The organism is Pseudoalteromonas sp. S1612, from assembly GCF_005887175.1.
GTDB lineage: Bacteria > Pseudomonadota > Gammaproteobacteria > Enterobacterales > Alteromonadaceae > Pseudoalteromonas > Pseudoalteromonas undina.
In genome coordinates, this window is sequence record NZ_PNDH01000020.1 from 49,191 (window position 1) to 73,228 (window position 24,038).

The following is a 24,038-nucleotide window of genomic DNA, read 5'->3' on the forward strand; positions in this document are numbered from 1 at the left end:
TGTTGAAAGAATATGGAGTGTTGGCTTAAGTTATAACATTAAGCACTATGTTTATAAATAATTTCTCTATCACAGAACCTCAGAAATAAATAATCACGTCAATCACTCTTAAATCATGTTCTGACTGACAGATTTCCCTATTCAAACCTATAAACCTCTGTGACCCTATGCCATAATCTAAATAATTCATAAATTTAGTAACTTGGCGGTATATAAACCGTTTCAAGCTAACTTATAGGGTTTTTTAATGGCTTATCAAGAGCAAAATCAAGCAACAATCTATTGGCACGACTACGAAACTTGGGGGGCGAGCCCGCAAAAGGATAAGCCGAGTCAGTTTGCCGGTGTGCGCACCGATCTTGATTTAAATATTATTGGCGAGCCGCTTATTGAGTACTGTAAGCCACAAGCGGATTACCTCCCCCATCCTGAAGCGTGTTTAATTACCGGTATTACCCCACAAGTGGCGATGCAAAAAGGCTTAGTAGAGGCTGAATTTATTGCTAAAATTCATGCAGAATTTAGCGTACCCAATACCTGTGTGGCTGGTTATAACAGTATTCGCTTTGATGATGAAGTAAGCCGATATAGCTTTTATCGTAACTTTTACGACCCGTACGAGCGTGAATATAAAAACAATAACAGCCGTTGGGATATTATAGATTTAGTGCGTGCCTGCTATGCACTGCGCCCTGAGGGTATTGAATGGCCATTAAAAGAAGATGGCAGCCCTAGCTTTAAGCTTGAGCATTTAACCGTCGCTAATGGTATTGAACATGCCGCTGCGCACGACGCACTAAGTGATGTAACGGCCACCATTGCACTGGCAAAGCTAATTAAAGAGAAGCAGCCTAAACTGTACCAATTCTTTTTTAGTCTTCGCGGTAAAAAAGCACTCGCTGAAATGGTTGATGTGTTTAATATGACCCCATTAGTGCACACCTCGTCTCGTATTCCAGCAACACAAGGTTGTACCACTTGGGTAGCACCTATGAGTTTTCACCCGGTAAATAAAAACGCGGTTATTTGTTTTGATTTAACCCAAAACCCGCAGGTGTTACTTGATTTAAATGTGGAAGAATTACGTAAACGCTTATACACCAAACGTATAGATTTAGCGGAAGGTGATTTACCCGTAGGTTTAAAATTAGTGCATTTAAATAAGTGCCCTATTTTAGCACCAGCTAAAACGCTACTGCCTGAAAACGCTGCCCGCTTGAGTATTGACCGTGAACAATGCTTAGCTAATTTAGCCATTTTAAAAGCCAATACCGAGCTACGTGATAAAGTCACTGAGGTATTTAATGAGCAAGGCGATTACAGCGCGACCACGAACGTAGATTACTTATTATATGATGGCTTTACTAGCCATGCTGATAAAGCTAAATTTGCGATTATTCGTGATGCAAAGCCTGAAGACTTAGCAAGCTTAAAACTTGAATTTGAAGATCCTAAATTTAATACTTTGCTGTTTAGATACCGCGCCCGTAACTGGCCACAAACGCTAAACCAACAAGAGCTTGATCAATGGCGTCAATATTGTCAAAGCAAGTTAATGCATGGCGAAGATCAACCCTCAATCAGCGCACAAGATTTTATGATCACCCTTGAAAACTTAGCGCATGAACATGATGACAGCGAAAAAAATCTTACAATTTTAAAAGCCTTATATAACTACGCGCAAAGCATGTAATTTTCTGTAGTTTATATAATGCATAAAAACGCGACCCTTTAGCAAAAAAGTGTCGCGTTTTTTTTACTAGGTAAAAAACCAAAAAACTATCTCAACAAGAGAGGTAAATGAGAAAACATAAAACCAACATTCATTTTTTATGTGTATCACTTTCTCTAAAAGCGCAGCGCCTCTTAGCCTCTTTGTGAACAGTTTACTTTTACCAATTACATTACTTTTTATGCAGTGCTTCAATACGTGCTAATAAGCTTGAAGTATCGTATCTGCCGCCACCTAAGCCTTGTACATCAGCGTAATATTGATCAACCGTGGCGGTCATTGGCAGTGTTGCACCGTTATTTTTAGCTTCATCTAGTGCAATGCCTAAATCTTTGCGCATCCAATCTACAGCAAAACCAAATTCGTACTCGCCTGCCCACATTGTTTTGTAGCGGTTTTCCATTTGCCACGAACCGGCTGCGCCTTTAGAAATGGTTTCTATTACTTTTTCGCCATCAAGCCCTGCTTGTTTAGCAAAATGTAAGCCCTCAGCTAAGCCTTGCACTACACCTGCAATACAAATTTGGTTAACCATTTTACATAATTGCCCTGAGCCCGCTTCGCCTAAAAGCTGACTAAAACGGCTAAATGCCGCCATGATAGGTTGTGCTTTAGCAAATACCGCTTCGTTGCCACCGGCCATTACGGTTAATACCCCGTTTTCAGCACCAGCTTGGCCGCCCGATACTGGCGCATCAATAAAGTCGATATGCTGTAAAGCCGCTTTTGCCGCAACTTCACGCGCCACTTCTGCTGAGGTAGTTGTGTGATCGATTAAAATCGTGTTTTCGTGCATGCCCGCTAGCACACCGTCATTGCCGTATACCACTGACCGTAAGTCGTCGTCATTGCCAACACACATAAATACCATATCGGCACCGCTTGCTGCCTCACGCGGAGTAGGTGCAAAGCTGCCGTTAAAATCTTCAACCCATTTTTGTGCTTTAGCTGCTGTGCGGTTATAAACACATACGCTGTGCCCCGCTTTTGCTAGATGCCCTGCCATTGGGTAACCCATTACGCCTAAACCTATAAATGCAATTTTAACTGACATAAAAATGACCTATTTAACTGATAACTTAGAAACATAAGCTCGATTATGTCAATCGGCCGCTAAAAAAGCGAATGAAAGTCTTTTAAAATTTCCCGCATAAGGAAATTAGGTAGGTAATCTATGGATAGCATTTATCAATTTAACGCACCACTTTGTAATAACAGTGATTTTCCTTTGAGCCAGTTAAAAGGAAAAACGGTTCTTATTGTAAATACAGCAAGCAAATGTCATTTTTCGGCGCAATTATGTGCGCTTGAAAAGCTATACCAACAATACAAAAGCGATGGGTTTACTATTCTGGCTTTTCCATGTAATCAGTTTGATAAAAACGAACCATTAGAGGGTATGGCAATAAAAGACTACTATCAAAAACACTTTGCAATTAATTTTGAAGTATTTGATAAGGTTATGGTGAATGGCCCCGATACGCACCCCTTGTTTAGTTATTTAAAATCACATACGCGTGGAATTGCACAAAACCGTGCAATAAAGTGGAACTTTACTAAGTTTTTAGTTAATGCCCAAGGACAACTAATTGCACGTTATGCGCCGCGCACTAAACCGGAGTCACTTCATAGTGTAATTAGAAGTAGTTTAGAGGCAACACCGATTATAAAAACAGCAAATAGTCGCTTTAATACCACAGCAATATTAAAGTGATAAGGCATGTATAATAAAAATGGTTTATGGTTGATGTAACTAGATTAGTTGGATTGTAATAAATGAAGATTGCTTTTTTTAGTGCTCAAAAATACGAGCGGCCTTTTTTCGAACAAAGCTTAACTGGCTTTTCTAACATCGCTATTACCTATTTTGAGCAAAGTTTATCGGCGCACACTGCGGTTTTAGCTAAAGAATTTGATGCGGTATGCGTATTTGTAAACGATTCGGTAGATAAAGCGGTTATTGAGCAACTGGCTATATTTGGGGTTAACACCATTTTACTGCGCTGTGCGGGTTTTAATAATGTAGATTTAGCCGCTGCTAAACAACATCGTATGCGTGTTCTTCGCGTTCCGGCTTACAGCCCTGAGGCAGTCGCAGAGCATTGTATTGCACTTATGCTTACGCTAAGCCGTAAAACCCATAAAGCTTATAACCGCGTACGTGAAGACAATTTTGACTTAAACGGCTTACTTGGCTTTAACTTACATAATAAAACGGTGGGTATTATTGGCTGCGGTAAAATTGGCCAAGCATTGTGTAATATATTAACCGGTTTCGGCGCTCACATTTTAGTATGCGATCCTAATGCACAAGCTGGTAATTATTCAATTACTGATTTAAACACCCTGCTTACACAAAGCGATATTATTTCTTTGCACTGCCCGTTAAACGAGCACACCCATCATTTAATAGACGATGACGCATTTGCAGCAATGAAAACAGGAGTTATGCTAATAAATACCTCGCGCGGTGCATTGGTTAATAGTAAAGCGTGTATTAAGGCACTTAAATCACAAAAACTAGGTTATTTAGGGCTTGATGTGTACGAGCAAGAATCAGAGCTGTTTTTTAAAAACCACAGCGACGATATAAACCAAGACGATATTTTCTCTCGCTTAGTGAGCTTTAAAAATGTATTGATCACCGGCCATCAAGGCTTTTTTACCCAAGAAGCACTTACAGAAATTGCCAATATCACCTTGCAAAATGCATTTGAGGTTACTCAAGGAAATAGCTTAACAAACGAAGTGCTATAGCGCGGCTAAACAAAAAGCAAAAAAGCGAACAAAATATAGTGTTCGCTTTTTTTGTTATCAATAACACATGAGTTGTTGTTGTATTCTAACCAAACGCAACGTTTGCAAATACTAAGGTCATTAGCACTGGGCAGACAAAACGAATGTACTGAGCAAACCAATAATGTGCACCAGAACTTGCTTGATGAAGCTTATTACCACGCTGCCATAACCAGCCCACTGTAATAAAATAAAACAGTCCCATCAACGGGAGTTGGTATTGGGTAAATACCATAATAACCAAACCAAATAGCCAATCAAAATTAACAATAATAGTACTGGCACAAACAAATACAATGGCGCTAACGGCCCATGTAGCTTTGGTTCTATCAACACTGTGGTTTTCTACTAAAAAAGCCACAGGAATTTCAGTCGATGAAATGGTTGATGTAACTGAAGCAATCGACATCAATACAAAAAATAGTAAGCCAACCAATAAACCAATTTCACCCATGGTGCCAAATAACTCAGGTAATATGGCAAAAATAAGCTGCCCTTCACCAATTAGCTTGCCGTTGCTAAATACTTCAACGCCATTGAACTGCGCCACATATATAGCCGGTATAATTAATAGTCCAGCTAAAAATGCCACGCTGGTGTCGAGTAACGCAACACTTGCAGTCAATTTTGGTAAGTTAGCACCGGGCTTTAAATAAGAGCCATAAATCATCATACAGCCCACACCCAGTGATAATGAGAAAAACGCTTGCCCCATTGCGGCAATAATTAAATCGGGGTCGAGTATTTTACTAAAGTCAGGCACTAAATAGGCCGCAAACCCTTCGCTGGCACCCTCTAAGGTAGCAATGTAAGCAATTAGGCCAACGAGTAAAACAAGTAATAATGGCATTAAACGGCGCGACCAGGTTTCAATTCCTGATTTAACCCCCTTTAAAATAATACTGGCGGTTAAAATAAGCATCAGCGGCGTAAATATAAAATTACGTAGCATAGAGTCGCTATGTAAAAACTCACTTAAGCTCTGCAAGCCTAAAAAGGTGGTTATAGGCTCTATGGCGTAAGAAAGCATCCAACCTGCCACTATTGAATAAAAGCTTAACATGACTATTGCGCCAGCTAAGCCTATATAACCTGCAGCAGCGCCAACTTTAGGCGCATGGTCTTGCCATGCTTGGCCTAAGGCTTTAACCGGATTAGCTTGGGCTTTGTAGCCTAAATACAGCTCGGTGTATAGCGCGGGAAGCGCTAGCAAAAAAATAACAATAAAGTACACCAATAAAAATGCGCCGCCACCATGGTTAGCAGCCTGTGTAGGAAAACCCCATATATTGCCTAAACCTACCGCAGCACCGGCTGCTGCCAATACAAAACCAAGTCGACTTTGAAAACCATCACGCACTTGTGTCATACACCTACAAATCTGTTATTATTTTATCGAATGTGAATTAAACCATATTTAAGGGCGACTGAGTAATAAAAATGTACTTAGCGCGCATAACAGCAAACAACCGCTCACAAACTATCCAGCTTATAACGATAACTATGTAATCGGTATTCACTTTTAACGAGCAATAATGAGTTCAGCTTACTTCGACAATCAGTTATTACACACCCCGCTTGCTGAGAATAATAACCACACCATTTTATTATTTGATGCCAGCCAATTGCAGGTTGATGAGCTAACACTTACACAGTTTTTAAGCCCGTTTGAATTAAGTGTCATCGCGCGTCGTAAAACGCCTCAAGCAAAGCAAGAATATGTAGCAACGCGGCTGTTACTAAAATATTTAGTCAAAAGTGTATTACCTAGCAGCAGTAATATAGCGCTGAGCAACATCAGCTCAGAATTTAATCAACAAACCAGTAAGCTTGAGCTAAATATAAATAACAACCAGCTGTATAGTTGCTGTGTGTCACACTCTAATAGTTTGGTGGGCGTAGCCCTAAATATTGATAATGCGCTATTTGGTTTTGATATTGAAAAAATCAGTTTAAAACGGCCATTTGAAAAACTCGCAAAGCACTTTTATGATGCTGCAGAAGTGGCACTTATAACTAAGCAACCGTGCACAGCTGCTAAAGCGGCGACATTTTTCAGACTTTGGACATTAAAAGAAGCATTAGCAAAAGCAACCAGCCGCCCTATTGCCCAGCTATTAAGCCCCAATGTATTTTGTGAGCTTGGCAACAGGCAATTAAGTGCAACTAGCACTGTATTAACAAATGATGTAAACGAGCAGTTTGATATAAGTATTGTGGCAAAAAAAAGCACCGACTGGCGGTGCTCATTTATCTCATTTGCAGCGTTAAGCAGCAAGCTCGCCTTCAAGTAGTCGGCTATGAATAGCTTGAACCACAGCATCAGACTCATTTTGCTCAACTAAAAAGCACAGGTTGTGTTTACTCGCACCATGGCAAATAAGACGAATGTTAAATTCGCTCAACACCTGCATTAAATTCATTTCGTGCTGACGCAATACAATTTCAGAGCCAATAAGTGCTACTAGGGTTAAATTGTTCTCAACCGATACATGGCAAAACTCAGCAAGTTTATCTAAGCACTCTTGATCTAGCTCTGGGCGTGATGCATTAGGCGCATTATCAAGGGTAATAGCTACACTAATTTCAGAGGTAGTAACCAAGTCTACCGAAATATTACATTCACTTAAAATAGTAAAAATACGCGCTAAAAAACCACTCGCTAACAGCATTTCTGGGCTTTTAAGGGTTAATAATATTTGGTTTTTACGTTGCGTGACCGCACGAATACCTGGTAGCTGCGATTTTTCACGTTCAATCCAGGTGCCACCACGCTCTGGCTCTGTGCTTGAGCCAACAAACACATTTATATGGCTACGACTGGCTGGTAAAATTGTAGCCGGATGCAGCACTTTAGCGCCAAAAGTGGCCATTTCTGCCGCTTCATCAAAGCTTAAACGCGCAATAGGTGTGGCTTTTACACACAAACGCGGATCGGTGCTAAAAATCCCCACTACGTCGGTCCAAATATGCACACTTTTAGCGTTAATTGCTTCAGCTAACAAGGCGGCACTGTAATCAGAGCCACCGCGACCTAGTGTGGTGGTTACATTGTTTTCATCGCTGCCAATAAAGCCCTGAGTAACAATTACATTGTTCTCTAGTAAAGGAATTAAATGCTCTTTAGCTGCAAGCGCTGTGGCGGCTACATTAGGCGTGGCTTTACCAAATTGGCTATCGGTTTTAAGCACCTGGCGAACATCAAAACGCTGCGAATTTAAGCCCTTTAAGCGCAATACTTGAGTAAATAAATACGACGATAAACGCTCGCCAAAGCTGAGTAACTCATCGTGTTGCTGCTCTGTTGTCAGTATTTGATGTGCCAGTGTTTGGAAGTCATCGAGGGTGTTATTAAAACCAAGCGCTAAATCATTATCTAGGTTCAGATCAGTTAAAATTGCCTGCTGAATAGCAAGTACACCGTCAACATGCTGTTGACGTTCAGCGGCATCAATATCGGCTTTACAAAGTGCCACCAAGTGATTAGTTACACCGGCGCTGGCGCTCACTGCAACAATTCGAACGCTGTTATCGTTTACAATGATTTCGCTACAACGGTTCATGGCCTCAAAATTAGCCACGCTGGTGCCACCAAATTTGGCAACAATGTAATCTGATTTTGTGCACTGTGAACTTTGTGGCACTGATTGGGTAGTCATTTCGTCTCCTTTCGCGGCATCCAAACCGCAATAAAACAAGAAGAACTTGGCAGGAAATAAAGATAAGAAAAATCTACTGCCAGAAGCTCTCCACCTAAATTGGTGACAGTTTTGAGGATTCAGCCCCATAAACCGAAAAACAATGGTAACGACCCATTATTTTCCTCGGCGAGTACTTCCCTCCTTAATGGTCGCAGGCTGTCGTTGCCTCACATTAAGTACCTAAGTATCGCACCTCTTCTGAATGTATTATTAACCTGTGGCTAATAAAACAAAACCGCACTAAGAGTGCGGCTTTGAAAGTTATCGTTTAGACGTCTAGCTGTCAAGTCGTTTTATTATAAAATCAAATAAAACTACCCATAAAATAAGAGCCAGCATAACCAAAGGTGTAACACACTAACAAATACAACGACAAACGAAGGTAACTTGCAAAAGTAAGTTCTTTAACCTTACTCATAGCAATAATACCAGCCGCCGAACCAATGATCAGCATTGAACCACCCACACCAGTTGCATACGTAAACGACAACCAATGCTGTTGACTCATTACAATGTCGGCTTTTAGTAACGCAGCCGTTAGTGGCACGTTATCAACACCGGCCGATAAAATACCCATTAAGTAGTTAGCGTACTCTGGCGCCATCACTGTATACAGGTTTGTAAATTGGCTTAGCACGCCCACTTCTTTTAATGCGCCAACAAGTAATAACACACCTACGAAAAACAGTAAGGTGTCGTACTCTATGTCACGTATAAAGTCGATCATATCTTTATTGATGTCTTTTTTACGCATTAAAAATTGCGCGACTAAAAACATAATAGACAGGCCGAGTAAAAAGGTAAGTAACGGCGGCACACTATATAAAACACTTAAAGTAAGGGTAGAAATAACGGTAGTGAAGAAAATAACAGCGATAGTAATGTCGGTTTTTTCAATGCGTTTAAATTTAGTCTTTTTAAACTCTAACTGCTTGTTCATACCAATTGATAATAAAGTAGCCAGTAATAATACGCTTAATAATGCAGGCACAATTAACAGTAATAAATTGCTAATTGTTACTTTACCATCAAGGAAAATCATAAGTGTGGTTACATCACCTGTGATAAGTGATACACCCCCTGAGTTCACTGCAAATACAATTAAGGTGGCGTACTTAACTAGTTTTTTGGCTTCAAGCTTTAATGACATTATAACAGCCAAGGAGATCAGTGTAGCTGTTACGTTGTCGGAGATAGATGAAAATACAAATGCAAAACACCCTACCAAAAACATTAGCTTTCGTTCACTAATGCTGGTTGGCATTATCCGGTTCACAACATTTTCGATGAGTCCTTTGGAGTTTAAATAGGCAACAAAGGTCATTGCGGCCATTAAAAACAGCCATAAGGAAGCAATTTCTAAAATATTGTGGTCAAGGAGGGTTTGAATCGTTTCAGGGCTTTGCCCATTAAGAGGAAAAATAAAGGAGATAATCCAACAAAGTGTACCAAAAAATAATGTCGTTTTGGCTTTGTTTACGTGAATCACATCCTCAATAACGATAAGCAAGAATGCAATCGCTATCAGCGTCAGGATAATCGAGGAAACCATGATATTAAACAACCTTCGGGTTTAAGTAAAAATTGAAACCATGTAAAAAATAGAGGTACACACTCTATGTGCCTATATTCGGCGCGGATACTATCACTAAGCGAGTGTAAAAACTATTATTAAATCGTCGCAAAAACGAATACCATATAAGTTCAAGAAATATAAAATAACGAATACTAGGATGTTGTAACGCCTTATGATCCCAGCTAAAAAGCTACTTAATACCCTCACTGAGCATTGGGGTGTATTAGAGCTATTATTTAAACGCTTTAAAATGGCCGACTTTAGTATTAAAGATTTACAAAATGCCATAAAACAAAAGCAACCGACGTGGAATAATGAGCGTATTTATAAAGAAACCAATCGGTTATTAAGTCAAGAAATCATTATTCCCTTGGCTAAATCGTCACAACTAGAAATTAACCGTGCTATTGCTGACTTTGCTACCTTTTTACTTCAAGAAGAACATTTAGGCTTAGCACAAGAAATTAGTGTATTGGTTGATGATTTAGCTCGCTTAGGTAACCGGCTATCTAATGCCGGTGAAATGGAAGATTTTGATGATTTACGTCGCTTTAGCCGCATTATGGATGATCGGGTTCGTAAAATAATTAAGCTGTTTTTACATAACGAAAACGCTATTTTAAATATTGTTGAGCAAGCCAAATCAAATAACGCGGTGCAATCGCTGCAAAAGCGCTACAAAGCCGTCATAGAAGCGTTTGATGAATATATAGAACCCATGCTAGAAATGGTCGATATTAGAGGCGACTTTCATGCCTGTTTTACTCTAATTGAGCAACAAATTAGCACCCAAATAGAACATATTGAACGCTCAGGCAAGGCGTACAGTGATAAACGTATGCTTGAACAATTACGTACTCGTATTCTCGAGATGCACCTAGTTGGCCGGACAAGCTTACGTAAAAGTGCCGACATGCTAATGCCACTGCGCGAAGAACTGCGCCGTAATAACCTTATTACCCGCCAAGCGGCAAAAGTATTAGGGCTAATTCGTAAAAACGGGGTGGATAATATGCTCAGCGCCGTGCAACCCCATTTTGTAAGCGATGCGCAAAAGTATTCATTGGGTCAACAGCGTCATATTGTTGCCTATATGGCAAGCTTAGCTGAGTTTGAACACCACGAATATCAGCTACCAGAACAAAATGATGTGCCCGCGTTTGTCACGCCAAACATTCCTGACTATCACGATGTAAAAGCGCAATTTACCAAACGCTTTAAAAAGCAGCGTAAAAAACCACAGCCTTTGCTGCAATTTTTAGACGAAAGCTACCCTGAGCTTGAAGCCGATGAAATGCTGTTTTTGTATCAAAAGTTGGTAAGCGATAGCACCCTAGAAATTAGCCAAAGCGATAAGAAAGCCCGCGTTAACATTGCAGGCCAGCACTTTAATTTATATCCCTTTAATTCAGAGCCTCAGGCTGATAAAGCCGAGCACGAGTAATTACCATGACCCATATAAACTTAGATGAGCTTTCTCACTTACAAGCCATTAATAAAAAATTAGTCGCCGGTTACCACATTTGCGAACAAGACACCGTAATGTGGCAAGAGCTTGACCAACAAATAGACGCTTATACTGCCTTATTTACAGCATTAGGCCACGAGTTAAAACACGATAGCCGTGGTTTTTATTATTTTGCCAGCGATGAAAGCACCCCAAACATGGGTAAGATTTCCCGCGCTGTAGCGCTCACTATTTACATTTTAATAGAGCATTTTGCCAATATAGGTAAAGACCCAATGCGCGCATTATTTGACGAGCCAAACGATTTAGAGCTAATGCAAACCTTGGTGCAACTTAATAAACATTTATTTGATCAGCTTGAGATATTCTCGGGTTCTGACTTACGCAAAGATGTGTATTTACGCATGGTACGTTTAGGCCTTGCCCGCGAGGTAGAAGGTGGCTTTATGTTGCAAGCCCCTATTCACCGCTATATTGATGCCTTAATGGAAGTAAACGAAGAGACCTTTATTAGTGAGGACGAGCAATGAAAAATTTATACGGACTGAGTAAACTCGCCCTACTAAATACCGCAGGCTATGCAAAATGTGTGATCCCACTGGATAAAAGTAGCTCGATTTGTGCCCCTAACAACACAGGTAAAAGCTCAGTAATTAATGCACTGCAGTTTCCGCTAATTAACGATTTACGCCTAACCGAGTGGGATGGCCACGATTTAGATGAAACCCGTAAGTTTTATTTTTCATCAGATCAATCGTACATTTTATTACAAGCCGATTTGCCCCATGGCTCAGTCGTCATTGGCGTAGCCGGCTTAGGTAAAATTGCCGGTTATGCACACCAATACTTTTGCTATCAAGGTAAGCTTGATTTAGCCCAGTACACCCAAGGCAATACCATTATTAAGTTTACCAAGCTGTTTAACCACTTAAAGCAGCAAGGTTACAACCCAATAGAGCTTAAAGCACAAGAATTAAACGCCCTACTGACTGGCGGAGCAACGCAATTTGACGGTGAGATCAATTTAAAAATGATCCCCCTTAACAACGTTCAAGACTCTGCAATATACAAAGAAATATTTCGTCGTATTCTTAATTTACATAAGTTAGGCGCAAACGACGTTAAGCGCTTTATGCTCCGTGTGTTTGAACGCCATATGTCAAATTCTAAGGTCGACTTTTACGAGGTTTGGCGCCGTTCGTTTGATAAAGTAAACCGCGCAAAGCGTGAATTAAAAGCGCTAGAATCAATGCAAGAGCCCATAGCCGCTCTTGAATCTATGCTTGAAAACCAAACCGTGCTTAAAGGTAAACTAGCAGCATATGCGCCAAAGATTGACCAAGCACTGATTGACTTTGATGCTTACCAAGAAGAGCAACTAAGCGAGCTCAACATCGCCCTTGAAGACATTGAACACGAAAAGCACGAGTTTGAACAAAAGCAAGGGCTATACGTGCAACAATCGCGCGATATAGAGCGCAAGCAAACTCAAATTGAACAATGGTTTTTAGATTTCAACGCCCTTAAAAGTGAATTTGAGCTGGTTAATAAAGCCACTCTCAAAAGCAACCTAACGCAGTTAAAAAATGACTACGAGTCGTTGTCACACTCTATTACGAGTGCTCAAGGGCAAAGTCTGCACACCCTTGATTACCGTATTGGTGAAACACAAAAACAAATTAAAAGTTTAAAGTTACAACTTAAAAACTTAGAATTTAATTTATTCACCCGTATGCGTGAAGACTTATCACTGAAAGAGGTAGAAGAAATATCACGACTATTAAACCCCGATCTTCTCTCCTTTGCCACCACCAGCAATGGCGATATAACCATTGATGACGAAGATGCCTTTGGTGAATTTTTATCACAGCTGAGCGAAAATGTTAAAGGCGGTATACTCACCCTACCTGGTGCCAGTATTAAACTTAAAAAGCTCTCACCAGTACAAATGCAAAGCGGCGAAAATAAAGAGCAACTGAGCGCTCAGTTAACCGCGCTTGAGCAATCATTAAAAGAGTTTAAACAACAACGCGAAGTGGCCGCCAATGTTGCAGATAAGCAAAAAGAAAAAGACGCGCTATACGATGAGCTTATGAGTGCAGAAAATGCACTTAAACGCTTAGAGCAATTTGAAGTGATGCAACAATCGGTTGACGCCCAAGCAATGCTAAAAGAGCAGCTTTTAGCCGAGCGCGAACAAGTTGACGATTACCTACAAGATATTCAAAAAAACAGTGGCTCAATTGCTGATAGACGCTCACTAATTAAATCTAAGCAGGCACAAATTAATCGTCAAACAGAGCGCTTACGCCAAGTTAAAACCGAGCGTATTGACCACACATTAGATTTATACAGTGGTAAAGTAACGCCTTATATGATTGATATAAAAATCGATTTTGATAATTTAAGCGATTTAATTCACCACTTTAATAAGGACTGCCAAGAGCTACGGAACTTCGATATAAATGTACGTAATACCTATATGCATATTTATAATGCCGGTATTACTAAGTTTGATAACGAAAACGATGAGTTTAGTAAATATCAAAAGCTTATTAGCGCGTTTCATAACATTGATAACGAGCGCGATGCAGTTGAGCGACAAGGTCGCGTTGCCCTCACCGAAGTAGCCGCTACTATTAAAGGACTGCGCGAAGATTTAGACCGCTTACGCCGTGAAATGAATAGCTTTAATAAAGGCATTAGCCAGCACCGCATTTCAAACCTGCAAGCGTTTAAAATTAATATTATCCCGCGCAAAATGTTGGTAGATAGTATTGATACTATTATCAGTACCTCTAACCAATTTGAACAAGGCGATACGCTCGATTTACTCAGCCAAGAGCCTTATAGCGAGAGCGCGGTAAACGAGGCAAAAGATCATTTAATTAAACTCGCCTCAGACAAAGCAGGTCTGACCCTCACCGATTTATTTGATATTCGTTTTGAAGTGGTTAACCGTGCAGGTGAAACCGAGCACTTTGAAAAGATAGACTCGGCTGGCTCAAATGGTACGCGTATCACCATTAAGCTATTATGTGGCATGTTGTTTATTCGTTATTTATTAAGCGATCAGGAACAAAACTTATACCGTATACCTATTTATATAGATGAAGCGGCTGATATCGACCCGCAAAACCAAAAGGCAATTATAGAAACTGCCCTGAGCTTTGGCTTTGTGCCAATATTTGCCTCGGTTAAACCGCAAATAAGTTGTGATTATATTGTGCCAATTCGTTCAGTAAAAGGCGGTGCACAAAACTGGGTAGATGAAAAAGATTGGATTGAGGTTGAACATAAATCACCTCAGCTAGACTAAGAATTAATTGGCTATTCATCTTAGCCAGTTACACTTATTTTAAAGATTTTAAATTAACCTCGCCCATGGTAGTTTAAACAAACGCACTTTATTGGAGCAAACGGAATGAAACACATATTTATTGTCGCAGCACTGGCATTACTAACCGCCTGTACACAAACGCCCGATTGGGATTACGATAAATCAGCAAACTTTAGTAACTACAAAACGTTTGCTTGGGTAGAAAACGCGAGTCTAACCAAAGACACGCATAACTACCAAATCAGTGGGCTTATGGAAAAACGCGTTCGCAATGCGGTAAACAACCAACTAAGCCAGCAATTAGGTATGCAATTGGTTGACGTAGCGCAAGCTGATGTACTTGTTAATTACCATGCAAGTGTAGATAAAGAGCTTGAAGTTGACAGCTTTAACGTAGGCTACGGTGCACGTTGGGGTTACTGGGGCACAGGCTTTAATCACGATGTAAGCGCACGCGAATATGAAGTAGGCACGTTAGTTATCGATATTATTGATCGTGAGTCAAACCAATTAATTTGGCGTGGTGCTAAAGATGGTCGTTTAAAGAAAAAACAAACCCCATCACAACGTGAAGCCGCTATTAAGGAAACGGTTGCCAATATTTTAAGTAACTTTCCGCCTAAAGCGCAGCAATAAACTTTAATTGATATTTAAAAGCCCGCATGTTTGCGGGCTTTTTTATGGCTTAAAGACTGTTTACCTATAAAGTAATAAGTTACACATTAACAAGGTGATAGCTCAATGCTATAGTAATCATGTTACAAGGATAAAGCTTAATCAATAAGACGTTTAGTAAACGTTGTGTTTAAAGTTGTGAGATAAATTAAAGGATTAAAATGAAAGAAACGTGCCCAAATTGTAAAAGTAATTTTGCAGCTAAAGATATAAAAAATATTAACAAAAATAGTATTTTTATTGAAAAACAATGCCCTTCTTGTCAAACATGGTTTTGTTTGAATAAAACACTCACGATTATAAAAATTATTGGCATTTTTTTATTGTTAATAACCAGCCTATTAAATATCTTCAATATTAAGAGTGAATACAGTCTGGTTTTTTCAAGCATTGGCTTGGTAGGCATACTAATGGCAATCATTATTACTTTTTTTGGTAAGCATGAAACGGTCAAATAATCAAAAAACAAAAAAGAAGCAAAAAATAAAACACGCTAATATTAGTAATATTAGAATGCTGTTGAACCTAATCGCATTCTCTTTAGTCTTTTGGGCTTTAGGCCTTTTATCTATTTTATTTGCGATAAAATTTATACACGATGGCTATATTCTGACCCCAACAGATTACCGGGTCGAATCTGACGTTTATTTCTTTTCAGCGACGCCATTTACTTATCTATTTTACCTTTTTCTTTACTTAGGAACTGGGATCTACTTTTTAGCTGTGCCCTATCTTTTTAGAGATATGTTCCCGCGAAAAAAGAAAAAGCCTGATAAAAATAAAAAAAAGTACAAACGAGGCAAAAATTAGTTTCATTAGTTACCAGCACTTTTTATTTAAATACGCCCCAATGAAGTTGTTATTTATACTTGTGCAATAAATCAATTGGGATATGGCAATAATCATTAGGGTGATTGGTTAAACGGTCTTGATGGTCGGGATCGCTAGGGACATAATTAGTCAGTGGCGCTACTTGTACCGCTATTTTTTCAGCATCATCACGCTGGCTAATATAGTCTCTGGCGATGTTTAAATGATCACTTTCTTGGCTAAAAATGGCGGTACGGTATTTTTCGCCTACATCGTCACCTTGTTTATTGATACTGTATGGGTCAATAATCTCAAAAAAATAGCCAATTAATTCATTTAAGGTCACATCTTGGGCATCAAAGGTTACTTTAACGCACTCGGCATAGCCATCGTATTCACCTTGTGTTGTGTTACTCGTGCCGTTGGCACGCCCCGCCTCAGTAGTCACTACTCCAGGTAAATACCTCATAAACTCTTGCACGCCCCATAAACAACCACCAGCAAAATAAAGTGTGTGCTGATTCAATGAATGACTCGATTGTTGTGTTTGCATAATAAAGTGACCAATGTAAATAATTTATGGGATGCAGAGTTACTATTTTGTAACGCTAGGTTTGATTATCAAATGCAGTTTTTTATCATTAATGTACAATAGCGCCCAAAATCACCCTAGCTTAGTGAGCTTACCTTATCATGTGATAAAAAGTGATAGGTATTTAATTGTTAGCGCCATTGCATAAAATGAGAATAATGATATGAATCGTGCCCCGCACCTTATTATACCGGCTGTACTAGCCAGTATGTCGACTGTTGCTTATGCAGAACAGAGTAAAGAAACAGCAACCATAGAACAAATAACAATTGAAGTGTCACCCACTGCCAATACCTTACCCGTTGGTACATTTGATTCACCTATTTCAAATTTAGAGTACGACCCGCGTGTTGACTTGCAATCACGCAATATGGCTGAAGCACAAGCTGATGTAACGATACGCGGTGGTATTTTTGAAAATACCGGCTTTAGAGTCGGCAGTGCAACTCTACTCGACCCGCAGTCTGGTCACTACTTTGCAGAAATTCCTATTGCACCACAAATGCTAACGGGTGCCAGCGTATTAACCGGAGCCGATAATGCACTTTATGGCATGAATAGCTCCGTAGGTACTGTGTCGTTTGCTTGGAAACCAATAACAACCGGTGGCAGTGTCTCTTTGGGCGCAGGCTCAAATGACTTTAACTTACAAACAATTCATGCAGGTGTCAGTACTCCACTTGAAGCAAACGCTAATTGGCGTATTGGTTTTGAAGGTGAATATTCGCACTCACAAAGCGATGGTTCGATTGATTTTGGCGATCATGACTTTACCCGTACTTCTGGCAGAGTGCAGTTAACTGGGAGCGATTCACAAACTGATTTATTTTACGGCTTACAAGAAAAGTTTTTTGGTTGGCCAAACCTTTATACCCCATTTGGTGTCAATGAAACCGAAGACTTAGAAACTCAATTATGGATGCTCAACCATAAACAAGCCTATGCTACCAACAGTGAATTTGAAGTATCGGCTTATTACCGCAAGCATAACGACCATTATATTTATTCAAGAGAAAACCCAAGCGCGTTCCAAGCATTTCATGAAACACAAGTAAAATCATTGGCTGTTTCGGGTCGTCATGAGCAAACAAAGTCAGTTGCGGTTAATTACTCGGCGCAATATATAGAAGACAGTATTGACTCCACCACCCTTGAAAATAACTTTACTTCACGTAACTACTTTAAGCTTAGTGTATTACCTGAATACACAACAGCACTAGCAAGCAACCAGCAACTAACCGTGCGCTTAGGTGCTGCGTTTGATAACACCAGTCGTGATGATTCCGAGCTATCGTTAATTGGGGATGTTAGTTTCAATACCCAAAATAACGATGGCACTGAGCATACATTGTATTTATCGTATGCCGAGGCAAGTCAAGTAGCAGGCTACACCGCCATTGGTGGCAGTGAATCAGGTGGTTTGTTTAGAAGTAACGCTAACCTTAAGCGTGAAACCACCAAAAACTTAGAGCTGGGCTTATTGCTTGAGCAACAAAGCTGGCAACTCAATTCCGCGCTTTTTTACCGTAAAGATAACAACCTAACCGATTGGACATTTAACTTTGATTCAAGCTCTGCACGATTTGCACAGCCGGTTGATATTGATACCACAGGCCTTGAATTTTTAGCCACTAAGCAATTTGATAACGCAGAAATTATTGCCAGCTATGCGTACTTACATAAAACAGAAACCTACGGCGCTGAAAATATTGATGCTAGCTTTTATGCCTTAAACTTTCCTGATCATCGTGTAACACTCGGTGCGATTTGGAACCCGACGAATGTATTAGAATTTCGAGTAGATAATGAATGGCGTAAACAGCATAACAATGCGCTACGCCGTTCAGGTGACGAGGCGTTATTTACTCAGCTGACGTTAAAAATAACTCCACCAGCTGTGCCTAACTTCTTTATTAGTCTTGCGGCTGATAACTTATGGGATGAGTCGTTTGAAGAAATTCCAGGTACACCTGGTCGCGGCGAGCAATATACGCTAAGTGCCACGTATAGCTGGTAACTTTATCGCTCAGCGAGGGCTTACTCCACGCTGAGCTTGTTTTTTAATTAAAATAAGAAACAGACCAGTAGAAAGCTGAATTAGAAACTTCATTTCGCAGCCCTCCCTAAGTATTCTAAAAGCGCAGAATCCCCTCCTCTGTGTACATGCATAATTGAAATAGTATGAGCAAAGAGAAGTGAATGAGAAGTAAATGAGGTAACACTAGCGACAATGCTTAGTGGATACTTAATTGCACTCTCTCAGTACTACTTTTAGAAACACAAAGTAAGTACCTAACCTGAACTCTGGTTAGGAGATTTACTAACATATTGAATCAAAATGATATTTATGTTTATTTTCTCAAGCTAGAGATTTTTAGTGAAAACAAGGCGAAATTACGCGTCAATAGCTAGCCTATTGCAAGTAAATTCAACGCAGTTAGCGCTGAAAATAGCTGCTTGAGATGGATTTATTATCCGGAGTTCAGGTTATCAACACTTTTCAAGCGTATTAATTGTAAATATATGTGTATTTAATACAATAAATTAGGTTAATTGCTCTAATTCGGTAATTAACGTTAATGCTTGTTCATTGGTTGTCCCGCATACATCTAACGTGGCACTAAAGTCACTGCACACTTTTGGGCGCGACTCATCACCAAATAGCTTGCATAAATTTCGTTCATCCAGCTGAATACAACGTTCTCCGGCCTTTTTACCGTTTGGCATACCTGGAATTGGCGAGCTAATACTCGGCGCAATACAACATGCTCCACAGCCTAAACGGCACGCCATTGATTGTGTTTTCATTCTAACCTCAGTAATAAATTTCAATTATTTTGTTGCTGCTTTGTACATAAATAGCGTGTTTCGTTCTATTTGTAACCGCCTTGTGCAATGACTTGTTACATCTTCAAATACACTGTAAACACTTTATTGCGTATCATTAGTCCATCAGCACAATTTATGAAGGAATGCCCTGTGGCGACTAAAAAACAAATAATACTTCCGATCGTGGTCCTTGTTGGTGGCATTGGCCTCGCAGCAGGCTTTTCTGCAATGAAAAAGCCACCTGAAGAAAAGCCCCCCCAAGACATGCGCCCTTTGGTTGCAGCACAACCAGTTCACCTTGATGCAATTACCCTCGATGTAAAGTCGTACGGTATTGTACAACCAAAAGACCGCACTGAATTGATTGCTCAGGTGAGTGGCCAAGTTATTTCAGTTGCAGGACAATTTGTTGAAGGTGCCTTTGTAAAGCAAGGCGACATTTTAGCACGAATTGATCCAAATGATTATGAAGCTGATTTAATTGAAGCAGAAGCAGGCCTTGCCCAAGCAAGCTCAGCACTCGAAATTGAACGCGCACAAGCGCATGTTGCTAAAGCCGAATGGGAACGCATTAAAGCAGACTCAAGTGATATCACCGCCTCTGCACTGTATTTACGTAAACCGCAATTAGCTGAAAAAATGGCGCGATATCGCTCAGCACAAGCAAGTGTAAAACGTGCTAAACGTAATTTAGAACGCACATATATTAAAGCCCCCTACGATGCGATTATAAACGAGCGCAGCATTAGTTTAGGTTCGGTAGTTAATCCTGGTAATAGCTTTGGTTCACTTAGTTCGACTGAGGTCGCCGAAGTGCGTTTACCTGTTGCCGATAAAGAGCTGCAATACCTTAATAATGGTGGCATAGGTGCAACAGTTGAATTTAATGCGCAATATGCAGGTAAAGAAACCACATGGCAGGCTAAAGTGGTACGTAGCGAAGGTGTGATTGATCAAAAAAGTCGAATGAGCTATTTGGTTGCCCAACTTCAAACTCCATATGAAGGGGTTCAGCCACTTCGTTTTGGCTCATACATAAACGCTACAATTGAAGGCCGCGCCGTTAATGGCGCTATTGTTGTTCCTCATCATCTGGTTAAAAATAATAAAATTGCAGTGTTAAACGATGATTTAACTTTGTCATTTAAAACACTCAATATTATTCGCGAACAAGATGGCATGGTCATCGCTAATCAAGGCTTAGCAGAGGGAGAACAACTGATAACTTCTGCTCTTGAATACCCTAGCGAAGGAATGGCAGTAAAAATTGAAGACACTGTGACCAAACCAGACGTTACTCAACTTGCATTAAAAGGAGAGTAAGCAATGACCACAACTGATGAAAAAGGGTTAATTGCGTGGTTTGCGCGTAACCCCGTTGCAGCTAACCTAATCATGATTTTTATCTTGATTGGTGGGTTATTAACCGCGCTGACAATTCGTAAGCAAGCATTCCCTCAATTTGAGAGTAACTGGGTAAGTATTCAAGCTGTTTACCCTGGTGCCGCACCACAAGAAGTGGAAGAAGGCATTACTATAAAAATTGAAGAAAACCTTGAAGGAACCGAAGGTATAAAGCGTCTAATCACTTACTCTAATCGAGGCTATGCACAAGCCTGGGTTGAGATTGAAGAAAAATATGACGCCAAAGAAGCGCTAGATGAAATAAAAGCGCAAGTAGATTCAATTAATACGTTTCCTGCGGGTATGGAACGCCCTGTTGTTCAGCGTGAAAAATTTCAACAAGAAGTAATGATACTCGCGCTTTATGGTGATATGAGTTATTACCAGTTAAAAGAACTTGGTAATGATATTAAAGATGAATTACAAAACCTTCCTCATGTAAACCTAGTTGATTTTTACAGTGGCTTAGACTACGAAATTGGTATTGAAATTAGCCCTGATAAACTTCGCGAATACGGACTCACGTTTAGAGATGTTTCTAATGCGGTGCAAAGCTTTTCAACTAATATGTCGGCGGGGCAAATTCGCTCTGATACTGGCTACATTTCGATGCGTGTCGAAAAGCAAGCCTATCGTGGCGGTGAATTTGAAAAGTTACCGCTAATTACATTACCAGACGGTGCTCAAATTAAATTAGGCGATGTAGCCACCATTAATGATGGCTTTGAAGAAGGCTTACTTTATTCTAAATACAATGGCAAAAATTCACTGTCGTTTGAAATTGATGCCTCAAAAGATCAAGACATTACCGTTGTTGCTAAAGTCCTTAAAAAGTACCTAGCTGACAAAGCCGATCAACTTCCTGCAGGCGTTAAGTTATCACCCATCGTTGATTTAACATACTACCTTGAAGGTCGCCTCGACATGATGGTCGATAACATGGTGTGGGGCGGTATTTTAGTTATGCTGGTATTAGCGCTGTTTTTACCTCTTAGATTAGCGTTTTGGGTAATGATGGGCCTACCAGTGTCTTTCTTAGGGGCATTCTTATTTATGCCTATCGGCTTTTTAGACATTACTATTAATATGGTGTCTTTGTTTGCCTTTATTATTGTTTTGGGGATTGTGGTTGATGATGCCATTGTTGTAGGTGAGTCGGCCAGTGCTGAAATTGAAAAACATGGGCACTCACTTAACAACGTTATTCGTGGTGTAAAACGTGTAGCCATGCCAGCAACCTTTGGTGTACTTACCACTATTGCTGCATTTTTACCTCAAGCAATGGCTTCAGGGCCGAGCGCTGCGTTTTCGAAAGCAATTGGTGTAGTAATTATTTTATGCTTAATTTTTTCACTGATTGAATCAAAACTAATTTTACCTGCACACATCGCAGCAATGAACCCGCGTAAGCCTAATCCTAAAAACCCATTACATAAATTACGTAATGCAGTTGATAGTGGCTTAAAGCATTTTGTTGAACATTATTACACTCCATTTATCGGTCGTTGTATCCATTATCGCTATACCGTGATTATTGGCTTTTTATGTATTTTAATTGTCAGTGCAGGACTCTTTGCCGGTGGAATGGTTAAATTTGTACCAAACCCTAAAATTCCGCATGATTTTCCGCGTATATCGCTAGAAATGAACCTTGCCTCTTCTGAGCAAGCCACGCTTGAAACAGCGCGTAAAATAGAAAATGTATTACTGAGCGTCGACAAAGAACTAGAGCAGCAGTATGGCCAATCTATGATCCGTGATTTGTCTGTTAGTCTGCGTGGTCGTACTAATGCGAGTATTATGGCCATTTTAGTAGAGCCTCACTTACGCCCAATCGATACCTTTGAGCTAAGCACTATGTGGCGTGAAAAAATGCCGCCGCTACCGGGGCTTAAAACACTCACTATTCAAGATAGTATTTTTGGCGGTGGTCGTGATGATGGCGACGTTAGCTTTAGACTCGAAGGAAAAAATGCCGACGAGCTAAAAGAAGTATCTAGCAAACTAAAAGCTAAGTTACAAAGTATGGAAGGCGTGGGTGATGTAAATGACTCACTACAAAGCGCCACCGACGAAGTACAACTTGATTTAAAACCACTTGCTTACAGTATGGGCTTAACCCTAGCTGATGTGGCCTCTCAAGTTAGTTTTAGTTATTACGGCCTTGAAGCACAGCGTATTTTACGTGAAGGTGAAGAAATCAAAGTAATGATTCGCTACCCGCAAAGCGAGCGCAACTCAATAAGCAACATCCAAGATACGCGTATTATCACCCCTGCGGGCGCTGAAGTTTCTTTAAGTGAAATAGCTATAGTCAAGCTGGTAGACGGCGTAAGCAGTATCAGACGTGAAAACTCAAATCGTACTGTTAATGTGTGGGCTGCGGTCAATAGTGACGAAGTAGAGCCATTTGCCATTGCACAAGAAATTCGTGATGTTTACTTACCAGCACTGCTTAAAAACTACCCTGGAGTAAAAAGTAATGTTGCAGGGCGTATTCAAGAAGAGATGGAGAGTGCTAATGAACAACTACGTGATTTTGCAATCTCATTAATGATTATTTTTGCGCTACTGGCCATTCCACTTCGCTCATATTCTCAGCCACTGATCATTATGTCGGTGATCCCATTTGGTGTTGTGGGTGCTATGTTCGGTCATATGGCTTTAGGTATGACCATGAGCGGGCTATCAATGTTCGGCATTATAGCTGTTGCCGGTATAGTGGTTAATGATTCACTTGTTATGGTGGATTTTGTAAACAAAGCCCGTGCAGAAGGTGTGGCAATAAAAGAAGCGGTAATGCAAGCCGGAGCGCGTCGCTTTAGAGCCATATTACTAACCTCAGTCACTACTTTTATTGGCGTAATGCCCATTATTATGGAAACCAGTTTACAAGCAAAAATTGTAATACCTATGGCCGTATCACTCGCCTTTGGTGTGCTGTTTGCTACAGTAATAACGCTTATTCTTATACCGTGTCAGTACGTTGCGCTTGAGGATACAAAACGTCTGATCCGCAAGTGGCGCGGCAAAGACCCTATCGTCGATGGCCAACCAGCAACGACCAATAGTTAATTCAGTAAAATCCCAACCAAAAAAGCTCGGCATAATTATG

General features: G+C 40.2%; 18 protein-coding genes and 1 riboswitch. Of the genes, 12 read left to right on the forward strand and 6 right to left on the reverse strand.

Translation table 11 applies throughout. The features are described 5' to 3' along the window. The first annotated feature begins 247 nt into the window (after positions 1-247). Positions 248-1,693 (forward strand): exodeoxyribonuclease I, encoded by a 1,446-nt coding sequence (sbcB, locus tag CWB78_RS08640; RefSeq protein ID WP_138595092.1) that lies wholly within the window; start codon positions 248-250, stop codon positions 1,691-1,693. A 211-nt stretch (positions 1,694-1,904) separates the two neighbouring features. Here the strand turns inward: sbcB and CWB78_RS08645 are convergent, their stop codons facing one another. After that, on the reverse strand, positions 1,905-2,786 hold the full coding sequence (locus CWB78_RS08645; protein WP_138595094.1) for an NAD(P)-dependent oxidoreductase: 882 nt from the start codon (positions 2,784-2,786) through the stop codon (positions 1,905-1,907). A gap of 120 nt (positions 2,787-2,906) precedes the next feature. On the opposite strand from CWB78_RS08645, the gene CWB78_RS08650 reads away from it, so the two are divergent. Then, positions 2,907-3,446, forward strand: coding sequence for a glutathione peroxidase (locus tag CWB78_RS08650; protein ID WP_055012614.1), 540 nt, complete (start codon positions 2,907-2,909; stop codon positions 3,444-3,446). Between the two features lie 62 nt (positions 3,447-3,508). Continuing rightward, positions 3,509-4,489 (forward strand): 2-hydroxyacid dehydrogenase, encoded by a 981-nt coding sequence (locus CWB78_RS08655; RefSeq protein WP_138595096.1) that lies wholly within the window; start codon positions 3,509-3,511, stop codon positions 4,487-4,489. Between the two features lie 85 nt (positions 4,490-4,574). Here the strand turns inward: CWB78_RS08655 and CWB78_RS08660 are convergent, their stop codons facing one another. Then, positions 4,575-5,897 (reverse strand): sodium-dependent transporter, encoded by a 1,323-nt coding sequence (locus CWB78_RS08660; RefSeq protein WP_010388666.1) that lies wholly within the window; start codon positions 5,895-5,897, stop codon positions 4,575-4,577. 166 nt (positions 5,898-6,063) lie between these two features. On the opposite strand from CWB78_RS08660, the gene CWB78_RS08665 reads away from it, so the two are divergent. After that, positions 6,064-6,822, forward strand: coding sequence for a 4'-phosphopantetheinyl transferase family protein (locus CWB78_RS08665; RefSeq protein WP_138595098.1), 759 nt, complete (start codon positions 6,064-6,066; stop codon positions 6,820-6,822). Here CWB78_RS08665 and lysC read toward each other — a convergent pair. Beyond that, positions 6,796-8,187, reverse strand: a complete 1,392-nt coding sequence (gene lysC, locus CWB78_RS08670) for a lysine-sensitive aspartokinase 3 (protein WP_171040326.1) — start codon at positions 8,185-8,187, stop codon at positions 6,796-6,798. The genes CWB78_RS08665 and lysC overlap by 27 nt on opposite strands. A gap of 75 nt (positions 8,188-8,262) precedes the next feature. Continuing rightward, positions 8,263-8,435: riboswitch (Lysine riboswitch) on the reverse strand. Positions 8,436-8,533: 98 nt separating this feature from the next. After that, entirely contained in the window at positions 8,534-9,781 is a 1,248-nt protein-coding gene (gene nhaD / locus CWB78_RS08675; RefSeq protein WP_055012618.1) for a sodium:proton antiporter NhaD, read from the reverse strand. Positions 9,782-9,977: 196 nt separating this feature from the next. Between nhaD and CWB78_RS08680 the strand changes: the two genes are divergently transcribed. The 5 genes from CWB78_RS08680 (at position 9,978) to CWB78_RS08700 (ending at position 15,746) form a co-directional block, all read left to right on the forward strand. Beyond that, complete coding sequence (locus CWB78_RS08680; protein WP_138595102.1) at positions 9,978-11,249, forward strand: MksB family condensin complex protein; 1,272 nt, start codon at positions 9,978-9,980, stop codon at positions 11,247-11,249. Between the two features lie 5 nt (positions 11,250-11,254). Further along, the gene (locus CWB78_RS08685) at positions 11,255-11,803 is read left to right on the forward strand and encodes a condensin complex protein MksE (protein ID WP_138595104.1); all 549 of its coding nucleotides are present in this window, start codon (positions 11,255-11,257) and stop codon (positions 11,801-11,803) included. Then, positions 11,800-14,592 (forward strand): Mks condensin complex protein MksF, encoded by a 2,793-nt coding sequence (locus tag CWB78_RS08690; RefSeq protein ID WP_138595106.1) that lies wholly within the window; start codon positions 11,800-11,802, stop codon positions 14,590-14,592. The genes CWB78_RS08685 and CWB78_RS08690 overlap by 4 nt, the downstream gene beginning before the upstream one ends. Before the next feature lie 105 nt (positions 14,593-14,697). After that, positions 14,698-15,249 carry a DUF4136 domain-containing protein gene (locus CWB78_RS08695; protein WP_138595108.1) on the forward strand — a complete coding sequence of 184 codons (552 nt, stop codon included), beginning with the start codon at positions 14,698-14,700 and terminating at the stop codon, positions 15,247-15,249. A gap of 200 nt (positions 15,250-15,449) precedes the next feature. Continuing rightward, positions 15,450-15,746 (forward strand): hypothetical protein, encoded by a 297-nt coding sequence (locus CWB78_RS08700; protein ID WP_138595110.1) that lies wholly within the window; start codon positions 15,450-15,452, stop codon positions 15,744-15,746. Between the two features lie 401 nt (positions 15,747-16,147). On the opposite strand, the gene CWB78_RS08705 is transcribed toward CWB78_RS08700, so the two are convergent. After that, positions 16,148-16,651: a peptide-methionine (S)-S-oxide reductase gene (locus CWB78_RS08705; RefSeq protein ID WP_138595112.1), complete on the reverse strand. Its 504-nt coding sequence runs from the start codon at positions 16,649-16,651 to the stop codon at positions 16,148-16,150. 202 nt (positions 16,652-16,853) lie between these two features. Here CWB78_RS08705 and CWB78_RS08710 point away from each other — a divergent pair, with 202 nt between their 5' ends. Next, positions 16,854-18,707, forward strand: coding sequence for a TonB-dependent receptor plug domain-containing protein (locus CWB78_RS08710; protein ID WP_138595114.1), 1,854 nt, complete (start codon positions 16,854-16,856; stop codon positions 18,705-18,707). A gap of 527 nt (positions 18,708-19,234) precedes the next feature. On the opposite strand, the gene CWB78_RS08715 is transcribed toward CWB78_RS08710, so the two are convergent. Next, positions 19,235-19,498, reverse strand: coding sequence for a YkgJ family cysteine cluster protein (locus tag CWB78_RS08715; RefSeq protein ID WP_041708812.1), 264 nt, complete (start codon positions 19,496-19,498; stop codon positions 19,235-19,237). 171 nt (positions 19,499-19,669) lie between these two features. Here CWB78_RS08715 and CWB78_RS08720 point away from each other — a divergent pair, with 171 nt between their 5' ends. Together CWB78_RS08720 and CWB78_RS08725 are read left to right on the forward strand one after the other, a co-directional pair. Next, on the forward strand, positions 19,670-20,842 hold the full coding sequence (locus tag CWB78_RS08720) for an efflux RND transporter periplasmic adaptor subunit (RefSeq protein ID WP_138595116.1): 1,173 nt from the start codon (positions 19,670-19,672) through the stop codon (positions 20,840-20,842). A gap of 3 nt (positions 20,843-20,845) precedes the next feature. Beyond that, positions 20,846-23,998 (forward strand): efflux RND transporter permease subunit, encoded by a 3,153-nt coding sequence (locus CWB78_RS08725; RefSeq protein WP_138595118.1) that lies wholly within the window; start codon positions 20,846-20,848, stop codon positions 23,996-23,998. Positions 23,999-24,038: the final 40 nt, after the last annotated feature.

Coding starts and splice junctions, on each gene's coding strand:
- sbcB (WP_138595092.1), top strand. CDS start 248: ATGGCTTATCAAGAGCAAAATCAAGCAACAATCTATTGGCACGACTAC.
- CWB78_RS08645 (WP_138595094.1), bottom strand. CDS start 2,786: ATGTCAGTTAAAATTGCATTTATAGGTTTAGGCGTAATGGGTTACCCA.
- CWB78_RS08650 (WP_055012614.1), top strand. CDS start 2,907: ATGGATAGCATTTATCAATTTAACGCACCACTTTGTAATAACAGTGAT.
- CWB78_RS08655 (WP_138595096.1), top strand. CDS start 3,509: ATGAAGATTGCTTTTTTTAGTGCTCAAAAATACGAGCGGCCTTTTTTC.
- CWB78_RS08660 (WP_010388666.1), bottom strand. CDS start 5,897: ATGACACAAGTGCGTGATGGTTTTCAAAGTCGACTTGGTTTTGTATTG.
- CWB78_RS08665 (WP_138595098.1), top strand. CDS start 6,064: ATGAGTTCAGCTTACTTCGACAATCAGTTATTACACACCCCGCTTGCT.
- lysC (WP_171040326.1), bottom strand. CDS start 8,187: ATGACTACCCAATCAGTGCCACAAAGTTCACAGTGCACAAAATCAGAT.
- nhaD (WP_055012618.1), bottom strand. CDS start 9,781: ATGGTTTCCTCGATTATCCTGACGCTGATAGCGATTGCATTCTTGCTT.
- CWB78_RS08680 (WP_138595102.1), top strand. CDS start 9,978: ATGATCCCAGCTAAAAAGCTACTTAATACCCTCACTGAGCATTGGGGT.
- CWB78_RS08685 (WP_138595104.1), top strand. CDS start 11,255: ATGACCCATATAAACTTAGATGAGCTTTCTCACTTACAAGCCATTAAT.
- CWB78_RS08690 (WP_138595106.1), top strand. CDS start 11,800: ATGAAAAATTTATACGGACTGAGTAAACTCGCCCTACTAAATACCGCA.
- CWB78_RS08695 (WP_138595108.1), top strand. CDS start 14,698: ATGAAACACATATTTATTGTCGCAGCACTGGCATTACTAACCGCCTGT.
- CWB78_RS08700 (WP_138595110.1), top strand. CDS start 15,450: ATGAAAGAAACGTGCCCAAATTGTAAAAGTAATTTTGCAGCTAAAGAT.
- CWB78_RS08705 (WP_138595112.1), bottom strand. CDS start 16,651: ATGCAAACACAACAATCGAGTCATTCATTGAATCAGCACACACTTTAT.
- CWB78_RS08710 (WP_138595114.1), top strand. CDS start 16,854: ATGAATCGTGCCCCGCACCTTATTATACCGGCTGTACTAGCCAGTATG.
- CWB78_RS08715 (WP_041708812.1), bottom strand. CDS start 19,498: ATGAAAACACAATCAATGGCGTGCCGTTTAGGCTGTGGAGCATGTTGT.
- CWB78_RS08725 (WP_138595118.1), top strand. CDS start 20,846: ATGACCACAACTGATGAAAAAGGGTTAATTGCGTGGTTTGCGCGTAAC.